The sequence below is a fragment of the Microbacterium sp. nov. GSS16 genome, assembly GCF_028198145.1.
In the GTDB taxonomy this organism is placed as follows: Bacteria; Actinomycetota; Actinomycetes; order Actinomycetales; family Microbacteriaceae; genus Microbacterium.
Window position 1 is genome coordinate 2,173,799 of record NZ_CP116338.1, and the last position, 19,487, is coordinate 2,193,285.

Annotated in this window: 17 protein-coding genes; 13 read left to right on the forward strand and 4 right to left on the reverse strand. The window is 69.2% G+C overall.

All coding sequences use genetic code 11. The features are described 5' to 3' along the window. The first annotated feature begins 93 nt into the window (after positions 1-93). The 6 genes from PGB26_RS10365 to PGB26_RS10390 all read left to right on the forward strand — a co-directional run bounded on the left by PGB26_RS10365 (position 94) and on the right by PGB26_RS10390 (position 6,240). On the forward strand, positions 94-1,020 hold the full coding sequence (locus PGB26_RS10365; protein ID WP_271637539.1) for a proteasome assembly chaperone family protein: 927 nt from the start codon (positions 94-96) through the stop codon (positions 1,018-1,020). A gap of 162 nt (positions 1,021-1,182) precedes the next feature. Then, positions 1,183-2,433, forward strand: a complete 1,251-nt coding sequence (locus PGB26_RS10370) for an RNA polymerase sigma factor (RefSeq protein ID WP_271637541.1) — start codon at positions 1,183-1,185, stop codon at positions 2,431-2,433. Next, positions 2,430-3,749, forward strand: coding sequence for a MurT ligase domain-containing protein (locus PGB26_RS10375; RefSeq protein ID WP_271637542.1), 1,320 nt, complete (start codon positions 2,430-2,432; stop codon positions 3,747-3,749). The genes PGB26_RS10370 and PGB26_RS10375 overlap by 4 nt, the downstream gene beginning before the upstream one ends. After that, positions 3,746-4,498: a glutamine amidotransferase gene (locus PGB26_RS10380; RefSeq protein ID WP_271637543.1), complete on the forward strand. Its 753-nt coding sequence runs from the start codon at positions 3,746-3,748 to the stop codon at positions 4,496-4,498. Before PGB26_RS10375 ends, PGB26_RS10380 begins: the two co-directional genes overlap by 4 nt. A gap of 15 nt (positions 4,499-4,513) precedes the next feature. Further along, positions 4,514-5,209, forward strand: coding sequence for an alanine racemase C-terminal domain-containing protein (locus tag PGB26_RS10385; protein WP_271637544.1), 696 nt, complete (start codon positions 4,514-4,516; stop codon positions 5,207-5,209). After that, entirely contained in the window at positions 5,206-6,240 is a 1,035-nt protein-coding gene (locus tag PGB26_RS10390) for an alanine racemase (protein ID WP_271637545.1), read from the forward strand. Before PGB26_RS10385 ends, PGB26_RS10390 begins: the two co-directional genes overlap by 4 nt. A 5-nt stretch (positions 6,241-6,245) precedes the next feature. On the opposite strand, the gene PGB26_RS10395 is transcribed toward PGB26_RS10390, so the two are convergent. After that, positions 6,246-6,455 (reverse strand): DUF7455 domain-containing protein, encoded by a 210-nt coding sequence (locus tag PGB26_RS10395; RefSeq protein WP_099196012.1) that lies wholly within the window; start codon positions 6,453-6,455, stop codon positions 6,246-6,248. Between the two features lie 173 nt (positions 6,456-6,628). Here PGB26_RS10395 and PGB26_RS10400 point away from each other — a divergent pair, with 173 nt between their 5' ends. Continuing rightward, the gene (locus PGB26_RS10400; protein ID WP_271637546.1) at positions 6,629-8,755 is read left to right on the forward strand and encodes a DNA gyrase/topoisomerase IV subunit B; all 2,127 of its coding nucleotides are present in this window, start codon (positions 6,629-6,631) and stop codon (positions 8,753-8,755) included. A gap of 100 nt (positions 8,756-8,855) precedes the next feature. Here the strand turns inward: PGB26_RS10400 and PGB26_RS10405 are convergent, their stop codons facing one another. After that, positions 8,856-11,294 carry a DNA gyrase/topoisomerase IV subunit A gene (locus PGB26_RS10405; RefSeq protein WP_271637547.1) on the reverse strand — a complete coding sequence of 813 codons (2,439 nt, stop codon included), beginning with the start codon at positions 11,292-11,294 and terminating at the stop codon, positions 8,856-8,858. Positions 11,295-11,377: 83 nt separating this feature from the next. On the opposite strand from PGB26_RS10405, the gene PGB26_RS10410 reads away from it, so the two are divergent. Continuing rightward, positions 11,378-12,505: an alkaline phosphatase family protein gene (locus PGB26_RS10410; protein WP_271637548.1), complete on the forward strand. Its 1,128-nt coding sequence runs from the start codon at positions 11,378-11,380 to the stop codon at positions 12,503-12,505. A 30-nt stretch (positions 12,506-12,535) separates the two neighbouring features. Here the strand turns inward: PGB26_RS10410 and sepH are convergent, their stop codons facing one another. Further along, positions 12,536-13,561, reverse strand: a complete 1,026-nt coding sequence (gene sepH / locus PGB26_RS10415; RefSeq protein WP_271637549.1) for a septation protein SepH — start codon at positions 13,559-13,561, stop codon at positions 12,536-12,538. Between the two features lie 211 nt (positions 13,562-13,772). On the opposite strand from sepH, the gene PGB26_RS10420 reads away from it, so the two are divergent. After that, positions 13,773-14,066 carry a DUF4193 domain-containing protein gene (locus PGB26_RS10420; protein WP_071640407.1) on the forward strand — a complete coding sequence of 98 codons (294 nt, stop codon included), beginning with the start codon at positions 13,773-13,775 and terminating at the stop codon, positions 14,064-14,066. Positions 14,067-14,142: 76 nt separating this feature from the next. On the opposite strand, the gene PGB26_RS10425 is transcribed toward PGB26_RS10420, so the two are convergent. Next, positions 14,143-14,625, reverse strand: a complete 483-nt coding sequence (locus tag PGB26_RS10425; protein WP_271637550.1) for a DUF3093 family protein — start codon at positions 14,623-14,625, stop codon at positions 14,143-14,145. A 3-nt stretch (positions 14,626-14,628) separates the two neighbouring features. Between PGB26_RS10425 and dut the strand changes: the two genes are divergently transcribed. The 4 genes from dut to PGB26_RS10445 all read left to right on the forward strand — a co-directional run bounded on the left by dut (position 14,629) and on the right by PGB26_RS10445 (position 19,484). Further along, complete coding sequence (dut, locus tag PGB26_RS10430) at positions 14,629-15,078, forward strand: dUTP diphosphatase (RefSeq protein WP_271637551.1); 450 nt, start codon at positions 14,629-14,631, stop codon at positions 15,076-15,078. Continuing rightward, positions 15,075-15,662 (forward strand): DUF3710 domain-containing protein, encoded by a 588-nt coding sequence (locus PGB26_RS10435; RefSeq protein WP_271637552.1) that lies wholly within the window; start codon positions 15,075-15,077, stop codon positions 15,660-15,662. Before dut ends, PGB26_RS10435 begins: the two co-directional genes overlap by 4 nt. Before the next feature lie 50 nt (positions 15,663-15,712). Beyond that, positions 15,713-16,447, forward strand: a complete 735-nt coding sequence (locus PGB26_RS10440; protein ID WP_271639641.1) for a DUF3159 domain-containing protein — start codon at positions 15,713-15,715, stop codon at positions 16,445-16,447. A 130-nt stretch (positions 16,448-16,577) separates the two neighbouring features. Further along, the gene (locus PGB26_RS10445; RefSeq protein ID WP_271637553.1) at positions 16,578-19,484 is read left to right on the forward strand and encodes an aconitate hydratase; all 2,907 of its coding nucleotides are present in this window, start codon (positions 16,578-16,580) and stop codon (positions 19,482-19,484) included. The last annotated feature ends 3 nt before the right edge of the window (positions 19,485-19,487 follow it).

Here is a 19,487-nt window from a genome sequence, read left to right on the forward strand (position 1 = left end):
CCTCCCACGGCCGGGCCGAGGCGCCCCGGCCGTGTTCGCTGTGAGCATGCACGGCGCCGCCCGAGCCGGGGACGCGACTCGTAGCATGGAGACATGCCGTCACCTGCTGACCTCTTCGAGTCGGTTCCCGGGGCACCCGATGTGCCGACCGGCCTGCCCCTGGTCATCCTGCTCACCGGCTTCACCGACGCCGGCAGCGCCGTCGCCGGCCTCATCGAGCACCTCGACGCGACGACCGACCCGAAGCCGCTCGCCGTGTTCGACAACGACGACCTGCTCGACTATCGCGCACGCCGCCCGATCGTGGTCTTCGACCAGGACCACCTGACCGAGTACCGCCCGGCGCGGCTCGAGCTCTCGCTGGCGCACGACGCGCTCGGCCAGTCGTTCCTCCTCCTCTCCGGTTACGAGCCCGACTTCGCGTGGAACGCGTTCGCGCGAGCCGTCGTCGACTTCGTGGAGGCGTTCCAGGTCTCGACCGTCACGTGGGTGCACTCGATCGCCATGCCCGTTCCGCACACCCGCCCGCTGGGCGTCACTGTCAGCGGCAACCGACGCGACCTCACCGCCGTGCACTCGGTGTGGCGCCCGCGCACCCAGGTTCCGGCGACCGCCGCGCACCTGCTCGAGTTCCGCCTGGCGGAGAACGACGTGCGCGTGGCCGGCTTCGTCCTGCTCGTGCCGCACTACCTCGCCGACACCGAGTATCCCGACACGGTCGTGGCCGCGGCCGACAAGCTGATGGCGGGCACCGGGCTGGTCCTGAGGATGGATGCCGTCCACGAGCGCAGCGAGGAGTTCCACGCCCGCGTCGCGGAGCAGGTGCAGGGCAGTGAGGAGCTGGTGCAGATGCTGCGCGGGCTCGAGCAGCGCTACGACGCGTACATGGCAGGCAGGGACGACACCGGTGACGAGGGCGGTTTCGACGAGCGCGACCTGCCCAGCGCCGACGAGCTGGCCGCGGAACTCGAGCGGTATCTGGCCACGCGTCGTCCGGGAGACGACGACAAGCAGCGCTGAGACGCGCGCGGATTCGGCGAATCGGAGAAAGCGGACGCGGTCGTGTGTGATAATGGATGCTCGACCCGTTGTCAACAGATTCCTCGCGGATGGACTTGACAAGGGTCTTACTAGTGTCCGAAACGGCTCGGAGCGCGCGCACCGCTCCGTGAAAGGCGAAACGTGACTCCTGCCACGAGCAAGAACCCCCGGACGAAGAAGACCGCTGCCGAGACCGAGGCCGTCGAGGCGGAGGTGACCGACGTCGCCGAGGCGACGCCCAAGAAGGCGACGAAGACCGCTGCGAAGGCTCCGGCCAAGAAGACCCCCGCCCGTCGCACAGCGAAGAAGAAGGACGACGAGACCCCGGTCGATGACGAGGGCGTCGAGACCGAGGACGGCGACGACGAGGAGGGCGACAAGAAGCCCGCCTTCACCGAGCCGCTGCCCACCGGCGCGATCGTCCTGACATCCAAGGACGAGGACGACGTTCCCGTCTACTCGACGCAGATCACCGGTGCGACCGCCGATCCGGTGAAGGACTACCTGAAGCAGATCGGAAAGGTCGCCCTGCTGAACGCGGCCGAAGAGGTCGAGCTCGCGATGCGGATCGAGGCCGGTCTGTTCGCCGAGGAGAAGCTGTCGACGATGTCGGCTGCCGAGAAGTCGAGCCAGCTCGGGCTCGACCTGCAGTGGGTGGCGCGCGACGGTCAGCGGGCCAAGAGCCACCTGCTCGGCGCGAACCTGCGCCTCGTCGTCTCGCTCGCCAAGCGCTACACCGGTCGCGGCATGCAGTTCCTGGATCTGATCCAGGAGGGCAACCTCGGACTCATCCGCGCGGTCGAGAAGTTCGACTACACCAAGGGCTTCAAGTTCTCGACGTACGCGACGTGGTGGATTCGTCAGGCGATCACCCGCGCCATGGCCGACCAGGCCCGCACCATCCGCATTCCGGTGCACATGGTCGAGGTCATCAACAAGCTCGCGCGCGTGCAGCGTCAGATGCTGCAGGACCTGGGCCGCGAGCCCACGCCCGAAGAGCTCTCGCGTGAGCTCGACATGACCCCCGAGAAGGTCGTGGAGGTGCAGAAGTACGGTCGTGAGCCGATCTCGCTGCACACCCCGCTCGGCGAGGACGGCGACAGCGAGTTCGGCGACCTCATCGAGGACACCGAGGCGGTCGTGCCGGCGGATGCCGTCGGGTTCACGATGCTCCAGCGCCAGCTCGAGCAGCTGCTGGACTCGCTGTCCGAGCGCGAGGCCGGTGTGATCCGGATGCGCTTCGGCCTCGGCGACGGACAGCCCAAGACCCTCGACCAGATCGGTGACACCTTCGGCGTGACGCGCGAGCGCATCCGTCAGATCGAGTCGAAGACGATGGCCAAGCTGCGTCACCCGAGCCGGTCGCAGTCGCTGCGGGACTACCTCGAATGATGCAGGCGACACCTCAGGCGCGCTCAGCCGGCCTGCGGTACGTCTTCCCCGTGCTGGCGGGCAAGCTCGCGCGTTTCGCGACCCGTCTGCGCGGGGGAGGGTCCGCATTCCCCGGATACCTCACCAACCGTCTCGCCCCGACGCTGCTGCCGACGCTGGCCGACCAGTTCCGCTACGGCGTCGTCTTCGTGCTGGGCTCGAACGGCAAGACCACGACGACGCACATGATCAGCGAGGTGCTGCGCGCGCACGGGCTGAGGGTGTTCACCAACCCGACGGGGGCCAACCTGCCGCAGGGGGTCACCAGCGCGCTGCTCGCCGACGCGACCCTCACCGGTCGCATCCGCGCCGACGTCGCTGTGCTCGAGATCGATGAGGGCTTCGCCGCCGACCTCGCCGATCGCCTCTCGCCGTCGGTGATCCTGTCGCTGAACGTGCAGGTCGATCAGCTGTACCGGTTCTACGAGACCGAGCGGGTCGCGGACATGATGCTGGAGGCCTCGAAGCGCGCCTCCGCGCATGTCGTCGTCAACCGCGACGACCCCTACCTGTCGAAGATCGACGTCGACGCGATGCGCGCACCCGTGACCTTCTTCGGAGTCGCGTCCGACATCGTCGCGTCCTCCGCGCACGGTCTGGCCAACGCGGTCGACACCCGCAGCGGCACGGCCGGCATCATCGACCGCGAGGCGTTCTCGGAGGTCCGCGAAGTCTCCGGTCGTGAGGTGGTCGTGAATGTCGGGGGAGCGGATGCCCGCATCACCCTGCCCGCACGAGGACTGCACTACGCGGCCGACGCTGCGGCCGCCCTGGCGGTCGCATCCGGCGTGCTCGGCGCCGATTTCGACGCATCGCGCGCCGCCGCCGGTTTCGCGAACATGGCTCCCGCCTACGGCCGCGGCGAGGTCATCCCGCTGCGTCGCGACCGCAACGGCGAGCAGGTCGAGTTCGTCATGTTCAAGAACGCTCCCAGCATTCAGATGAACCTGGACGCGCTCGACGGAACGCCCGAGCGCGCCTTGATCGCGATCGACGAGGGGACCCCCGACGTCTCTTGGCTGTACGACGTCGACTTCGCGGCGCTGCCGCGTGTGGACGTGGTCACCGGAGACAAGGCACATCAGCTGGCTCTGGCACTGGCTTACGCCGGCGTCGAGATCGGCGCCGTCGAGCCCGATATGGAGAAGGCGGTCGAGATCATGCGCTCGTTCCCCGAGACCGCGGCCGGCAAGCAGACATGGTTCGTCAACTACGAGCTGATGATGATCGGTCGCCGCATCCTCGGGTACGGCGATCAGGAGGTGGCGCGCCGATGACGCAGATCAGCATCGTCCAGCTGTATCCCGCCGAGCTGGGCATCACCGGCGACCGCGGCAACGTGCGCACCCTCGAGGAGCGGCTTCGTGCACGGGGCATCGAGTCGACCACCACCCTCGTCGGCGTCGGCGAGCGGCTGCCGGACGATGTGGACATCGTCGTCATCGGCAACGGACCGCTCTCGGCGCTGCGAGGCGTGCACGCGGACTTCCTCGCGCGCGCGGATGAGCTGCGCGCGCTGATCGCCGACGACCGCGCGCTGTTCGCGGTCGGCGGCTCGGCCGAGATGCTCGGCGAGCGCATCGACCTCACCGACGGCGACAGCGTGACGGGCCTGGGCGTCATGCCGTACCGCGTCGCACGCACCCGCGACCGCCGCGTCGGGTACATCACCGTCCGCACGCAGGATGCCGCGGTCGTCGGCTTTGAGGACCACGCCTCCGAGTGGACGCTGACCGATGAGACCGCCGCGTACGGCACGGTGGTCGCCGGGCGCGGAAGCTACGCGCGCGGGACTGCCCGCGGAGAGTTCGTGCGCCACCGCAACGCCGTCACCGGCAACGTGCAGGGCCCGGTGCTGCCGCTCAACCCCGCCCTGGCCGATGTGCTCGTCGGCGCAGTGGCCACCCGTCGCGGCCTGGAGCTTCCGGCCGCGGCCGCGAGCTCGTTCGACGAGTACGCGAAGGGCGCACGCGATGCCATCGAGCGCTTCATCCACGACAAGGGCTTCAAGACCATCCAGCTCTGAGAGCGGGAGATCGTCATGACTGTCAGCAGTGCGCTGCCACGGGTGCTCCTCTCCCGAGGGGCGCTCGATCGAGCGGCGCGTGCTCTGGTCGCGCCGGGCGCGCGTGTCGACCTCCGGCACGACGGCTTCGGGCACGGTGCAGCTGACGTGCTCGCGGTGCTCGCCGAGGCGGGGGTCACGGATGTGATCGTCGACCCGGCCGACGTCGCTGCGGCATCCGCCCATGCCGATCTGAGCGTGCAGACCGACGGAGAGGCCGATGTCGACCCGGCCGCGCTCTTCGGGATCCCGGATGCCGCAGTCCAGGCGCCTCGCGAACCGGTGATGAGCCTGCAGGGCAGAGTGCTCTCGACCAAGTCGCTTCGCGCCGGGGAGGCCGTCTCGTACGGCTACACCCACCGGGCTGCCGATGACACGCGCGTCGCGCTGGTGACCGGGGGCTACGCCCAGGGCATCCCTCGGATCCTCGGCAATCGGGTGCGCGTCGGGATCGGCGATCGGATGCTCCCCATCGTGGGACGGATCGCCATGGACGTGTGCGTGGTCGACCTGGAGGGCGGCGAGGTCGACGACGGCGCGCCCGTCGTGTACTTCGGCGGTCGCGGGGGCGCTCGAGACGGGCTGGCAGGTTGGTCGGCGGTGAGCGGACTCACCCCGCTCGAGATTGCCGTGGTGATAGGGCGGCACGGACAGAAGGAGTGGACCGCATGAGCGGACCTCTGCTCGAGATCTCGCGGAGCGCGTTCCGACACAACGTCACGGCGGTGCGACGACGCCTGGCGCCGTCCGAGCTGCTGCTCGTCATGAAGGACGACGCGTACGGTCTCGGCATAGACTGGGCTGTCGCCGAGGCGTCCGCGGTCGGGGTGCACTGGTTCGGGGGCTATGACATCCCGACGGCGCTGCGCATTCGCACTCTGACCGATCGGCGGGTGTACGCCTGGGCCACATCACCGCGTACGGAGATCGCGCAGGCGATCGCCGCGGACGTCGACCTCGGTGTGGGATCGGCCGCCTATCTCGACGATGTGATCGCGGAGGCCGAAGCCGCGGGCGCACGGGTGCGCGTGCATCTCAAGATCGACACGGGCCTGCATCGCAACGGCTTCCGTCCCGAACAGTGGCACGACGCGGTCTGCACCGCACGAGCCGCCGAGCGACGCGGCAGCATCAGCATCTCGGGTGTGTGGAGCCACCTCTCCGAGGCCAGCGACGCCGACGACGACGCATCCCAGCGGGTGTTCCTCGATGCGGTGGAGCAGCTCGTCGCCGCCGGTGGCGAGCCCGAGGTGCTGCACCTCACCGCGTCCGCTGCTGCGTGGTGGCGCCCCGAGCTGCGAGGCTCGCTGAGTCGCGTCGGCGCGTTCTGCTACGGCATCCGATCGGCGGACGGACCGCCGCTGGACAGTCTCAGGCTGATCGCCCGGCTCAGCGCCCCGGTGGAAGAGGTCGCAGCCGATGCCGTCCGCGTCGGGATCGGAGCCTTCCACGGCCTGCCGTCCATCCTGCGCGGAGCGGAGGTCGCGACGCCCGGCGGATCGCGTCGCATCATCGACATCGGCGGCGACGCCCTCACGGTCGAGCCATGGGAAGGCGCGAGCGCGGGTCAGCGTGTTGTGCTGTTCGGCCCCGGCACGCAGGGCGAGCCGGATGCGACAGCCCTCGCCGAGCGAGTGGACACGGTCGGCGAGGAGATCATCACCAGGCTGACCCCCGCGGTGCGACGACTCGTGGTCGACTGAGCCGCTCAGGCCTCGATGAGGCGGGCGGTCTCGTCGTGCCACGAGGTGGCGACGGCGCGCAGCTTCTCTTCGTACTTGCGTCCGTGGTGCGCGCAGAACAGCATCTCGGTGCCGTTCACCTCGGCGGCGATGTACGCCTGCGCCCCACAGGAGTCGCAGCGGTCCATCGCGGTGAGGCGGTACTCGACGGTCTCGCGCTCAGTCGTGGCGTTCATCTCGGTGCCTCCTCAGCGGTTCAGATCCTTGCGATCGTGCTCAATACAACCACGCGCGTGCTGTGTGCATGCCCGGATCGGCGCGTGTTTCGCTGTGCGCGTACGCGCGGCCGACTGCCTTGCCGCGCGGGGAGTGTCGCGGTCCTGCCCGTGCCCGCGCGGAAATAGAATCGATGACTGTGACTGCCGAGTACTCCGCCCACCATCTCCAGGTTCTCGAGGGCCTCGAGGCCGTGCGCAAGCGTCCCGGCATGTACATCGGCTCGAACGGGTCGCCCGGTCTCATGCACTGCCTGTGGGAGATCATCGACAACTCGGTCGACGAGGCCGTCGCCGGCAACGGCACGAAGATCGACATCACGCTGCACGACGACGGAAGCGTCGAGGTGGCCGATCGTGGCCGCGGCGTCCCTGTCGACGTCGAACCGCGCACCGGACTCACCGGCGTCGAGGTCGTCTACACCAAGCTGCATGCGGGTGGGAAGTTCGGCGGCGGCTCGTACGCCGCATCGGGCGGCCTGCACGGTGTCGGTGCGTCGGTCGTGAACGCTCTCTCGGAGCGCCTCGACGTCGAGGTCGACCGCGGGGGCAAGACCTATGCCATGTCGTTCCATCGCGGCGAGCCCGGCATCTTCGCCGATGACGGCGAGCCTCGCCCCGACGCGCCGTTCACGCCGTTCGAGCAGCAGAGCGAGCTGCGCGTGATCGGCAAGGTCGCCAAGGGCGTCACCGGCACCAGGGTGAGGTACTGGGCCGACCGGCAGATCTTCACGAAGGACGCCGCCTTCCAGCTTCCCGAGCTCGAGACCCGGGCGCGTCAGACGGCCTTCCTCGTGCCGGGCCTCGAGATCGAGATCCGCGACGCCCGCCCGCTTGCCACCCCGGCGGCGGAAGGGAATGCGTCTGCGGAGCCGCGCGTGACCTCGTACCTGTACGAGGGCGGCATATCCGAGTTCGTCGAATTCCTCGCATCCGACGCGCCAGTAACCGACACGTGGCGCATCCAGGGCAGCGGGCGCTTCACCGAGACCGTGCCGGTGCTGCAGTCCGACGGGCACATGAAGGCCACCGAGGTCGAGCGCGAGTGCGAGGTCGATCTCGCGTTGCGCTGGGGCACCGGGTACGACACCACGATCCGCTCGTTCGTGAACATCATCGCCACGCCCAAGGGCGGCACGCATCAGCAGGGCTTCGAGCAGGAGCTGCTGAAGACCCTGCGCGGGCAGGTGGAGCAGAACGCCCGACGCCTCAAGGTCGGTAACGACAAGCTCGAGAAGGACGACGTGCTGGCCGGCCTCACGGCGGTGCTCACCGTCACCGTCCCCGAGCCGCAGTTCGAGGGGCAGACGAAAGAGGTGCTCGGCACGCCCGCCGTGCGCACGATCGTCGCGCAGGTGGTGCGCAAGCAGCTCGCCGAGCGCTTCGCCTCGACCAAGCGCGACGACAAGAGCCAGGCGTCGATGCTGCTCGACAAGATCGTCTCGGAGATGAAGGCTCGTCTCTCGGCTCGCGCTCACAAGGAGACGCAGCGGCGCAAGACGGCGCTGGAGTCGTCGTCGCTGCCCGCGAAGCTCGTCGACTGCCGCTCGAAGGACTTCGAGCAGAGCGAGCTGTTCATCGTCGAGGGAGACTCCGCGCTCGGCACCGCCCGGCACGCACGCAACAGCGAGTTCCAGGCGCTGCTGCCGATCCGCGGCAAGATCCTCAATGTGCAGAAGGCGTCGATCAGCGACATGCTCGGCAACGCCGAGTGCGCGGCGATCATCACGACGATCGGCGCAGGCTCCGGCCGCTCCTTCGACCTCAGCGCCGCTCGCTACGGCAAGGTGATTTTGATGAGCGACGCCGACGTCGACGGCGCGCACATCCGCACGCTGCTGCTCACCCTCTTCTTCCGCTACATGCGACCGCTCGTCGAGGCGGGTCGCGTGTACTCGGCCGTTCCGCCGCTGCATCGGGTGATCGTCATGAACCCGGGCTCGAAGCCGAACGAGACCATCTACACGTATTCCGAGGCCGAGTTGCACGCGCTGCTCACGAAGCTGCAGAAGGCCGGCAAGCGCTGGCAGGATCCGATCCAGCGCTACAAGGGCCTGGGCGAGATGGATGCCGATCAGCTGGCCAATACGACCATGGAGAAGTCCGGTCGTCTGCTGCGGCGCGTGACGATCGACGACGCCGAGTCGGCTGACGCCGCGGTGCGCACCTTCGAGCTGCTGATGGGCAGCGAGGTCGCCCCGCGCCGGGAGTTCATCATGACCTCGAGCGACCGTCTCAGCCGCGAGGCCATCGACGCCTGAGCCCCCGCAGCTCCCACCCCCATTGGGTCCCTGAGCCCAGTGGGGTCCCTGACCTGCCGAAGGGGCCTCAGTGAACTGGGTCCCTGACCGCGCCGAAGGGTCAGCCGATCGCGGTGCCGACCGACCCGATCACGGCGTCCAGCGGCTGGCCCGAGCCATCGCGCTTCGCGCCGGAGGCGGGCAGGACGCGAGCTGCGCCGTCTGTCCCCACTGCGCGCGGGTCGACGCCGGCCCAGGCCAGGCGGAGCCCGTCCTCGCCCTTGAGGAGCGCGTGCGCCCGCACCCCTCCGGTGGCCCGGCCCTTGGCGGGGAACTCGGCGAACGACGAGACCTTGGCGCGGCCGGCGTCAGCGCCGGCGAGCGTGCCCTCGGAACCCGAGACCGTCACCACCACGGCCTCATCGGCCGAGTCGATCACCGTGAACGAGATGACCTGACTCTTCGGCCCGAGCTTCATGCCGGCCATTCCGCCGGCGGGTGCCCCCTGCGGGCGCACGTTCGACGCCGAGAAGTGCAGCAGCTGAGCATCCGAGGTGATGAAGACGAGCTCTGCGTGGTCAGGGGCGGGTGCCGCACCCACGACGACGTCCTTCGGCTTCAGCCCGATGACCTCCAGCTCGGGGCGCACCGCCAGGGTCGACGGCACGACGCGCTTCACGACGCCGTCCCTGGTGCCGAGAGCGAGGGGCGTGTCGTCGTCGAACCGGATGAGAGCGATGACCCGCTCACTGCGATCGGTCAGTCCGAGATAGTCGGAGATGCGCACACCGGCGCCCAGACCGACCGACGAGGCGGGGACGGCGGGGATGTCGACGGGGGTGAATCGCACGACGCGCCCGGCCGTCGTGACCGCGCCGATCTCGCTGCGCGTGGTCGTCTCCAGTCGCGCCTGGATGGCATCGTGCTTGCTGCGACGCGGGGGCGTCGTGATGACACCGCCGGGCTCGAGGTCGATGCGCACGGCGCGGCCCGTGGTCGACAGCAGCAGCGTGGTCGGCGCGTCGGCGATCTGCAGCTCCGCCGCCGACTTCGTCGTGCGCGCCTTGGGTGGGGCAGCGTTCAGCAGCAGGGTGCGCCGGTGCGTGCCGAACTGCTCGGCCACGGCATCCAGCTCGCGTGCGACCTGCGCCCGCAGCAGCGCGGGATCGGCGAGCAGGGTCTCGAGCTCGGCGATCTCGGCGAGCAGCTTGTCGCGCTCGGCCTCGAGCTCGAGACGCGAGAACTTGGTGAGGCGGCGCAGCCGCAGCTCGAGGATGTACTCGGCCTGCACCTCGTCGAGCTCGAACACCTGCTGCAGGCGCGAGCGAGCAGCCTCCGAGTCGTCGGACGAGCGGATGACCTGGATGACCTCGTCGATGTCGAGGATGGCCACCAGCAGGCCGCGCACGAGATGCAGTCGCTCGTTGCGTCGCGCCAGACGATAGCGGCTGCGCCGGGTCACGACCTCGATGCGGTGCTGCAGGTAGACCCGCAGCAGCTCTTTCAGGCCCAGCGTGCGCGGCTGGCCGTCGACGAGCGCGACGTTGTTGATCGAGAAGGACTCCTCGAGGGGCGTGAAGCGGAACAGCTGCTCGAGCACCGCCGCCGGGTCGAATCCGGTCTTGACGGTGATCACCAGGCGCAGGCCGTTCTTGCGGTCGGTCAGATCCTGCACATCGCTGATGCCCTGCAGCTTCTTGGCGGTGACCGCATCCTTGAGCTTCTCGATGACGCGCTCGGGCCCGACCTGGTACGGCAGCTCGGTGATGACGATGCCGGTCTTGCGCGGCCCGAGCGGTTCGATCGAGGTCTTCGCCCGCAGGCGGAAGGCGCCGCGACCCGTTTCGTACGCGTCCCTGACCCCGTCGAGACCCATGAGGATGCCGCCGGAGGGGAAGTCGGGACCCGGCACGAACTCCATCAGCTCGGCGGTGGTCGCCTCGGGGTTCTCGAGCAGGTGGGTGGCGGCCGCGACCACCTCGATGAGGTTGTGCGGCGCCATGTTCGTGGCCATGCCGACGGCGATGCCGCTGGCGCCGTTGACGAGCAGGTTGGGGAATGCGGCCGAGAGCACGGCCGGCTGCTGGAACTGCCCGTCGTAGTTGGGCACGAAGTCGACGACGTCCTCGTCGAGGCTCTCGGTCATAGCCAGAGCGGATGCCGCAAGACGCGCCTCGGTGTACCTCGACGCCGCCGGGCCGTCATCCAGCGAGCCGAAGTTGCCGTGCCCGTCGACCAGGGGCACGCGCAGCGCGAAGTCCTGCGCGAGCCGCACGAGGGCGTCGTAGATGGCGGAGTCGCCGTGCGGATGCAGCTTGCCCATCACCTCGCCGACGACGCGCGCGCTCTTGACGTGGCCGCGATCGGGGCGCAGGCCCATCTCGGCCATCTGGTACAGGATGCGCCGCTGCACCGGCTTCAGCCCGTCGCGCGCGTCGGGCAGCGCGCGCGAGTAGATCACCGAGTAGGCGTACTCGAGGAACGAGCCCTGCATCTCCTGCGAGAGGTCGATGTCCTGGATGCGCTCCTGAACGGGCTCGGATGACGAGGGCTTTGGCATGGACTTCCTGCTGGTCGCTCGGTGCGGACTCGCAACAACGCTCGGGCGCGGTGCGTCGGGCCACCTGTGCGAGACTGACCCGGATGCCTCTCATCCTACCGACCAGCCTTGATTCGACGCGGAACATCAGCGGGGTGGCGCCGCAGCTGCTCGCCTCGCTGCGCGGCGGATCCGCCGACCTCCCCGCCGTGCGGTCGACCGTGCTGGTGGTCGTGGACGGGCTGGGCGCCCTGTCGCTGCGCGCGCACGCGGGGCACGCACGCACGCTGTCATCGGCGATGGCGAAGAAGGACGTCGCGGGGGCCGTGTTCCCGACGACGACGGCAGCCGCACTGACCAGTCTGCTCACGGGAGCGGCTCCCGGTGCGCACGGACTGGTCGGCTACCGCGTGCGCGAGCCGGAGTCCGACGCGCTGGTGAACCTGCTCAGCGGGTGGGAGGCGGGAGGCATCGACCCGCTGCAGTGGCAGACCACTCCGACCGTGTTCGAGCAGGCCGCAGCGGCCGGGCATCCGGTCTTCGCTCTCGGGATCCCGGCCTACGCCGGCAGCGGATTCTCAGCCGCGACCCTGCGCGGCGCGGACTTCCGCTCGGCGCGCAGTGCGGCCGAGCGAGTGGAGCTGGCCTGGCAGCTGGCGGATGCCCACGACGGAGCCCTCGTGTACTGCTACCTGCCGGAGGTCGACAAGGCGGGTCATCGGCACGGCGTCGATTCAGCCGAGTGGGTCGCCGCTCTCGAGGACATCGACGCCGCGCTGGCGCGGCCGGTGCCCGACGGGGTGGGCGTGCTGGTCACCGCCGATCACGGGATGATCGATGTGCCGCAGCACCGTCATCTCGTTCTGGATGCCGCAGGCGGCTGGCATGACGGCATCCGGCACATTGGAGGCGAGCCGCGGATGCTGCACGTCTACGCCGAGCCGGATGTCGACCACGCGGCCCTGCTGGCGCGCTGGCGACGCGATCTGGAGGGGACGGCGGACGTGGTGGGGCGCGTCGAGGCGATCGACGCCGGCCTGTTCGGCCCGGTGGTCTCGGATGCCGTGCGCCAGCGCATCGGCGACCTGCTCGTCATCGCCCGTGGCAATGTCGCCCTCTACGACGCCGAGGCCGAGGACCAGCGCGGGCGCGGCATGGTCGGGCAGCACGGTGCGCTGACGCCGGAGGAATGGCGTGTGCCGTTCATCCGGCTCGGCGCCTTCGGGCGCTGACGCGGTTGAGTCCCTGAGCCTGTCGAGGGGTCACTCGTCTGTGCGCGCTCCGAACACGATCTCGTCCCAGGAGGGCATGGCGTTGCGCCGCTTGCGGCGCCCGCTCGGCTGCTCGGCGGCGGGCTCTGCAGCCGGCTTCGCCGCGGTCGATTCTTCTTCGGACTCGTCCAGCGCGTCGAAGAGCGCCAGCGGCGACGCGTCCTCCTCCTCGCTCTCTTCGAACAGTGGGGCGGACTCGCGCTGGCCACGGCGGCGACGCAGCGCCTCGAGCAGGTCCGCGGTCTCGGAGCTCGTGCGGTGCTCGTCGGGTGCGCGGCGGGCCGCGGCATCCTGAACGGCCGCGCTCGAGTGCTCTGCGGCGGGGGAGTCCTCACCCTCCTCAGGCGGCGGAAGCAGGCGCGGTCCGAATGCCCCCGAGTCGAAGCGGCTGTCGTCCTTGTAGGGCGAGACGCGCTCCGCCTCGACGGCGCGGAGGCGGGGGATGAGCCCTTCGGGAAGGGAGCCCTGCCGGGAGAGCTGCGCGGCATCGGCATTGATCGGCGACAGCGTGCTGCGGCGGGGGTCGAACGTCCATCGCGCGTCGTGTGCGACCTCGTTCGCCGTGAACTCGAGCTTGACCGTCCAGCCGGCCTCGTCCTTCCAGCTCGCCCAGCGCTCGTCCGATGCCGCCAGGTCAGCCAGCTTCTCGCGCACGGCCGAGCCGAAGGTCGGCTGCGCATCGGGCTCGACCTCGCTGCCGATCAGCACCGGCACAGCGAGCGCCTGGTTGACGATGTGCTCTCGCTCGGCGAGGACGGGGCCCTCGAAGCGCGCCACATCCGACTCGCTCACGCCGAGCAGCGCCGCGACCTCGGCGGCGGTCAGACCTGCGCGGATCTGCGCCTGGATGTCGCGCGGGCTCGCGGCCAGACGAGCCGGAGCGGGCTCCGCCTCGCGGGTCGCTCGACGCACCTCGCGATGCAGGACGTCGTCGATGGGCAGCGCGAATCGCTGACCGGACTCGGTGGCGAGGACGAGGACTCCCGCTTCCGTTCCGACGATGGTGACGTTTTCCATGCTGATGCCCCTCTGGTGGGTGTGCGTTCATGGTGTCACGCGCACCGTGATCGGGCGGGGAATACCGTGGGCGTGCCGCGAGTTTCCCCGACCGGGCCTGAGGGCATTTGCTAATTGGTGCTCAGTCGTGCAAACTATGGCCCGCCGATCACCCGAAATCGGATCCCCCCACCCCCACGATCACCGCACCACGGAAGTGGAGAATCACCGCATGGCAACCGATTACGACGCCCCTCGCAAGAGCGAAGACGACTCAGAGTCGATCGAAGCCCTCAAGGAGCGCGTGCCGAGCACCCAGTCCGGTGCCGGCGATGTCGAGGACTCCGACAACCCCACCGGGTTCGAGCTCCCCGGCGCCGACCTCTCCGACATGGAGCTCGATGTCGTCGTGCTGCCCGCGCAGCAGGACGAGTTCACCTGCATGAGCTGCTTCCTCGTGAAGCACCGCTCGCAGCTCGATCACGACGGCGCCGACGGCCCGATCTGCAAGGAATGCGCCGCCTGATCACCGACACGCACGCGCCCCGGCCTGATGGCTCGGGGCGCGTTCTGTGTCTCGGGTCCGACCGTGGTCAGCGGCGTCAGCCGCACTGAGCTCGTGCCGCCCGGATCGCGGCGGCCAGGCGGTCGGGTGTCCGCGAGGAGATCGTCCAGCTGTTCATGGGGTCGTCGGGATCGGTGACGGGCACGACGACCACGCCGTCGATCCCGCCGCGGAGGAGGTTCCACCCGTCCCTGGCGATCTGATGCGTGCGCCGCGCCCTGGCATCCTCACCGGAGAACTCGGCGGGCTCGCCCAGCCACACGGCATCGATGTGCGCGCGGCCCGCGTGCAGCACGCCGTCGATCACTCGGACGGTGGGGGAGAGCACGATGCTCAGCGTCACCAGCACGAGCGAGACGCCCCCGCCGACCAGCAGCGCCAGGCTCGCATCCAGGGGCGTCAGCACGAGCGAGACCATCGGTCCCGCGAGGGCGATGGTGACCAGCAGCCACAGGCCGGGGGACAGTCGTTCGCGGTAGGTCTCACGCGTGTCGGAGTGGATGTTCTGCATTAGCCTCATGGGGTGACTCATTCCGTTGCCGTCCCCATTATCTCGGCGAACGCGCCGTTCTACGCGCACCCCGGAGACGCCGGGGCGGATCTGCTGTCGGCCGAGGCCGTCCGGCTCGAGCCGGGCGAGCGCGCGCTGATCGGCACCGGCGTGCGCATCGCGCTACCCGAGGGCTACGCGGCATTCGTCGTGCCGCGCAGCGGCCTCGCCGCCAAGCACGGCATCACCGTGGTGAACTCGCCCGGCACCGTCGATGCGGGCTACCGGGGCGAGATCAGAGTCAGCCTGCTCAACACCGACAGCAGGGAAGCGTACGATGTGGCGGTCGGCGACCGCATCGCGCAGCTCATCGTGATGCCCGTCGTGCAGGCGCATTTCGAGCCCGTCGACGAGCTGCCCGAGAGTGCGCGCGGTGACGGCGGATTCGGGTCGACCGGCTATACCCAGGGAAAGAGCGAATGACTGAAGAGATCGAACCCACGCTGAAGTCCGCACCGGCCGATCGCGCGACCGCCGGCCCGTTCGACGACAGCGAGGCGAACCCCGTTCGTCCGTACATCGACCTCGGCGGCATCAAGGTGCTGCCCCGCGAGGGTCTGAACCTGCGCCTCGAGGTCGAGGAGCAGAGCAAGAGGATCGTGGCAGTGGGGCTCGACTACGCCGGCTCGTCGCTGCAGGTGCAGCCTTTCGCCGCGCCGCGCTCGCGCGGCCTGTGGGATGAGACGCGGGTGCAGCTGCGCGAACAGATCCGCACGCAGGGCGGGCGGGTCGAGGAGCGCGAGGGCACCCTGGGCAGGGAGCTTCTCGCCGAGGTGCCCGCGACGGCCGCGGAGGGGTCAGGCATGCGGCTGGCGCGCTTCGTCGGCGTAGACGGTCCGCGGTGGTTCCTGCGCGGAGTCATCGGCGGTGATGCGGCCTCCGATCCGTCCGCCGCCGAGCAGGTCGAGGACCTGTTCCGCTCGATCGTCGTCGTGCGAGGCGCGACGCCGATGCCGCCGCGCGATCTGATCCCCCTGAAGATGCCCTCCACGCCGGGATCGGCGTGACGCAGGCGAACGACCGGGGCGAGTCGCGCGCTCCCGCCCATTCCTCGCCCGTGCCCGCGGGATCACCCGAGCCCGCCGGATCACCCGAGCCCGCTGGATCACCCGAGCCGTCGGCGGCCGACGTCATCGGCGCCGCTCTCGGCGGCGCCGCCCGCCGTGCCGGGCTGAGCTCGGAGACCGACGAGAGCGCCCACCGGGTCGTGTGGAGTGCGATGGGCGGATGGCGCGGGATCGTGGAGTCGGTGCTGCCCAGTCTCGCGTTCGTGATCCTGTTCACCCTCCGGCCCGACCCGCTGCTGCTGTCGCTCGGCGTGTCGGTCGGGATCGCCGCCGTGTTCACGATCGTCCGGCTCGTGCAGAAGTCACCACCGGCTGCGGCGTTCGGCGGTCTGGTCGCCGCGGCTGCGGCTGCCGGGCTGGCGCTGTGGACGGGACGCGGCGCCGACAACTTCATCCCCGGTCTGATCACGAACGCGCTCTACGGCACGGTGATGGTCGTCGCCGCCCTGATCGGCTGGTCGATCATCGGCCTCGCCGTCGGATTCCTGATGGGGGAGGGCACCGCGTGGCGCGACGACCGACGCAAGCGCCGCGCCTTCTTCTGGCTCGGACTCGCCTGGGGCGCGCTGTTCCTGTTGCGCCTGGCGGTGCAGCTGCCGCTGTACCTCACGGATCAGGTCACCCTGCTCGGCACCCTCAAGCTGGTCATGGGTCTGCCGCTGTTCGCACCCATGGTCGCCGTGACGTGGCTGGTCGTCCGAGCGCTCTACCGGCGCGTCGAGTAGCCGCCGAGCGGCGTCTCTTCTGCTAGATTTATCTCGACGTCAAGATAAATTGCTCATTCCGCCGAGCGGTCGTCCGGCGCAGACTGGTAAGGCAGGCCTTGCTAGCCCTGGTGCTCACTCGGCGAGCAAGATGGAAGCGCCTGTCGCTCCCATCCGATCAGAAGGAGACGGATTCGTGTCCACGGTGAACAGCTTCGGTGCCAAGAGCACCCTGACAGTCGGCAGCACCGACTACGAGATCTTCCGCATCGATTCGGTCCCCGGCAGCGAGAAGCTCCCCTTCGCTCTGAAGGTGCTCCTCGAGAACCAGCTGCGCACCGAGGACGGCGCGAACGTGACGAAGGCGCAGATCGAGGCGCTCGGATCGTGGGACCCCACCGCGGAGCCCGACACCGAGATCCAGTTCACGCCGGCGCGCGTGGTCATGCAGGACTTCACCGGCGTGCCCTGCATCGTCGACCTCGCCACCATGCGCGAGGCCGTCACGGCGCTCGGCGGCGACCCGAACCGCATCAACCCGCTCTCTCCCGCCGAGATGGTGATCGACCATTCCGTCATCGCCGACCTGTTCGGTCGACCTGACGCGATCGAGCGCAACGTCGAGATCGAGTACCAGCGCAACGGCGAGCGCTACCAGTTCCTGCGCTGGGGCCAGACCGCGTTCGACGACTTCAAGGTCGTGCCCCCCGGCACCGGCATCGTGCACCAGGTGAACATCGAGCACCTCGCCAAGGTCATCTACGACCGCACCGTCGACGGCGTGCTGCGCGCATACCCCGACACGTGCGTCGGCACCGACTCGCACACCACGATGGTCAACGGACTCGGCGTGCTCGGCTGGGGCGTCGGCGGCATCGAGGCCGAGGCGGCGATGCTCGGTCAGCCGGTGTCGATGCTCATCCCGCGCGTGGTCGGCTTCAAGCTCACCGGCGAGATCCCCGCAGGCGTCACCGCCACCGACGTCGTGCTCACAATCACCGACATGCTGCGTCAGCACGGCGTGGTCGGAAAGTTCGTCGAGTTCTACGGCGCCGGTGTGGCATCCGTCCCCCTCGCGAACCGCGCGACCATCGGCAACATGTCGCCGGAGTTCGGGTCGACTGCGGCGATGTTCCCCATCGACGACGTGACCATCGACTACCTGCGCCTCACCGGCCGTGACGAGCACGCTGTCGAGCTCGTCGAGCAGTACGCCAAGGCGCAGGGCCTCTGGCACGACGCCGACAAGGAGCCCTCGTACTCCGAGTACATGGAGCTCGACCTGTCGACGGTCGTCCCCTCGATCGCCGGACCCAAGCGCCCGCAGGACCGCATCCTGCTCGCCGAGGCGAAGAGTCAGTTCGAGAAGGACATCCTGAACTACACCTCCGCGAACGAGGCCTCGGTCGAGGTCGAGGGCACGTTCCCGGCATCCGACCCCGGCAATGCGCCAGGTGTCGAGCGCGAGCACGTGTCGGAGGAGGGCGTCTCGTACCAGCACGAGAGCGCGCACCAGCACTCCATGCTCGCCTCGAGCGGCGACCACGGCGCATCCAACCCGGTCAAGGTGACGACCCCCGAGGGTCAGGACTACATCCTCGACAACGGCGCGGTGACCCTGGCCGCCATCACCTCGTGCACCAACACGTCGAACCCGTCTGTGATGATCGCAGCCGGCCTTCTCGCCCGCAAGGCGCGTGAGAAGGGCCTCAAGCAGAAGCCGTGGGTGAAGACCACGCTCGGCCCCGGCTCGAAGGTCGTAACCGACTACTACGAGAAGTCCGGCCTCGACAAGGATCTCGAGGGTCTCGGCTTCTACACGGTCGGCTACGGCTGCACGATCTGCATCGGCAACTCCGGCCCCCTGATCGAAGAGGTCTCGGCGGCGATCAACGAGCACGACCTCGCGGTCACGGCGGTGCTCTCGGGCAACCGCAACTTCGAGGGACGCATCAGCCCCGATGTGAAGATGAACTACCTGGCCAGCCCGCCGCTCGTGGTCGCGTACGCCCTCGCCGGCTCGATGCACTTCGACTTCGAGACCGACCCGCTCGGTCAGGACGAGGCCGGCAACGATGTCTTCCTGAAGGATATCTGGCCCGCCGCCGACGAGGTGCAGGAGATCATCGACTCGTCGATCTCGCGCGACCAGTTCATCAAGCAGTACGCCACCGTCTTCGACGGCGACGAGCGCTGGAAGAACCTGCCGACGCCGACCGGTCCGATCTTCGAGTGGGACGACGCGTCGACGTACGTGCGCAAGGCGCCCTACTTCGACGGAATGGAGCTCACCCCCGCGCCCGTCACCGACATCACCGGTGCTCGCGTGCTGGCCACGCTGGGCGACTCGGTCACCACCGACCACATCTCGCCCGCCGGCAACATCAAGGCCGGCACGCCGGCCGCGCAGTACCTCACCGAGCACGGCGTCGAGCAGCGCGACTTCAACTCCTACGGATCGCGTCGAGGCAACCACGAGGTGATGATCCGCGGCACGTTCGCGAACATCCGCCTGAAGAACGCCCTGGTCAAGGCCGTCAACGACGGTCAGCAGATCGAGGGCGGCTTCACCCGCGACTTCACCCAGGAGGGCGGTCCGCAGGCGTACATCTACGACGCGTCGCAGAACTACCAGGATCAGGGCATCCCGCTGGTGATCTTCGGCGGCAAGGAGTACGGCTCTGGCTCGTCGCGCGACTGGGCGGCCAAGGGCACCAACCTGCTCGGCGTCAAGGCGGTCATCACCGAGAGCTTCGAGCGCATCCACCGCTCCAACCTCATCGGCATGGGCGTCGTCCCGCTGCAGTTCCCGGCGGGAGAGACCTGGGAGTCGCTCGGCCTCGACGGTACCGAGGTCATCTCGATCGAGGGTCTGACCGCCCTCAACGAGGGCACCACGCCGAAGACGGTCAAGGTCACGGCCACCCCGAGCGAGTTCTCGGCAGAGGGTCGCGAGCCCATCACCTTCGATGCGGTCGTCCGCATCGACACCCCCGGTGAGGCGGACTACTACCGCAACGGCGGCATCCTGCAGTACGTGCTGCGTTCGCTGGTCTGACGC

What these genes read in the sequence shown, in the direction of transcription:
- PGB26_RS10365 (WP_271637539.1), top strand. Translation starts at nt 94, where the DNA reads ATGCCGTCACCTGCTGACCTCTTCGAGTCGGTTCCCGGGGCACCCGAT.
- PGB26_RS10375 (WP_271637542.1), top strand. Translation starts at nt 2,430, where the DNA reads ATGATGCAGGCGACACCTCAGGCGCGCTCAGCCGGCCTGCGGTACGTC.
- PGB26_RS10380 (WP_271637543.1), top strand. Translation starts at nt 3,746, where the DNA reads ATGACGCAGATCAGCATCGTCCAGCTGTATCCCGCCGAGCTGGGCATC.
- PGB26_RS10385 (WP_271637544.1), top strand. Translation starts at nt 4,514, where the DNA reads ATGACTGTCAGCAGTGCGCTGCCACGGGTGCTCCTCTCCCGAGGGGCG.
- PGB26_RS10390 (WP_271637545.1), top strand. Translation starts at nt 5,206, where the DNA reads ATGAGCGGACCTCTGCTCGAGATCTCGCGGAGCGCGTTCCGACACAAC.
- PGB26_RS10395 (WP_099196012.1), bottom strand. Translation starts at nt 6,455, where the DNA reads ATGAACGCCACGACTGAGCGCGAGACCGTCGAGTACCGCCTCACCGCG.
- PGB26_RS10400 (WP_271637546.1), top strand. Translation starts at nt 6,629, where the DNA reads ATGACTGTGACTGCCGAGTACTCCGCCCACCATCTCCAGGTTCTCGAG.
- PGB26_RS10405 (WP_271637547.1), bottom strand. Translation starts at nt 11,294, where the DNA reads ATGCCAAAGCCCTCGTCATCCGAGCCCGTTCAGGAGCGCATCCAGGAC.
- PGB26_RS10410 (WP_271637548.1), top strand. Translation starts at nt 11,378, where the DNA reads ATGCCTCTCATCCTACCGACCAGCCTTGATTCGACGCGGAACATCAGC.
- sepH (WP_271637549.1), bottom strand. Translation starts at nt 13,561, where the DNA reads ATGGAAAACGTCACCATCGTCGGAACGGAAGCGGGAGTCCTCGTCCTC.
- PGB26_RS10420 (WP_071640407.1), top strand. Translation starts at nt 13,773, where the DNA reads ATGGCAACCGATTACGACGCCCCTCGCAAGAGCGAAGACGACTCAGAG.
- PGB26_RS10425 (WP_271637550.1), bottom strand. Translation starts at nt 14,625, where the DNA reads ATGAGGCTAATGCAGAACATCCACTCCGACACGCGTGAGACCTACCGC.
- PGB26_RS10435 (WP_271637552.1), top strand. Translation starts at nt 15,075, where the DNA reads ATGACTGAAGAGATCGAACCCACGCTGAAGTCCGCACCGGCCGATCGC.
- PGB26_RS10445 (WP_271637553.1), top strand. Translation starts at nt 16,578, where the DNA reads ATGGAAGCGCCTGTCGCTCCCATCCGATCAGAAGGAGACGGATTCGTG.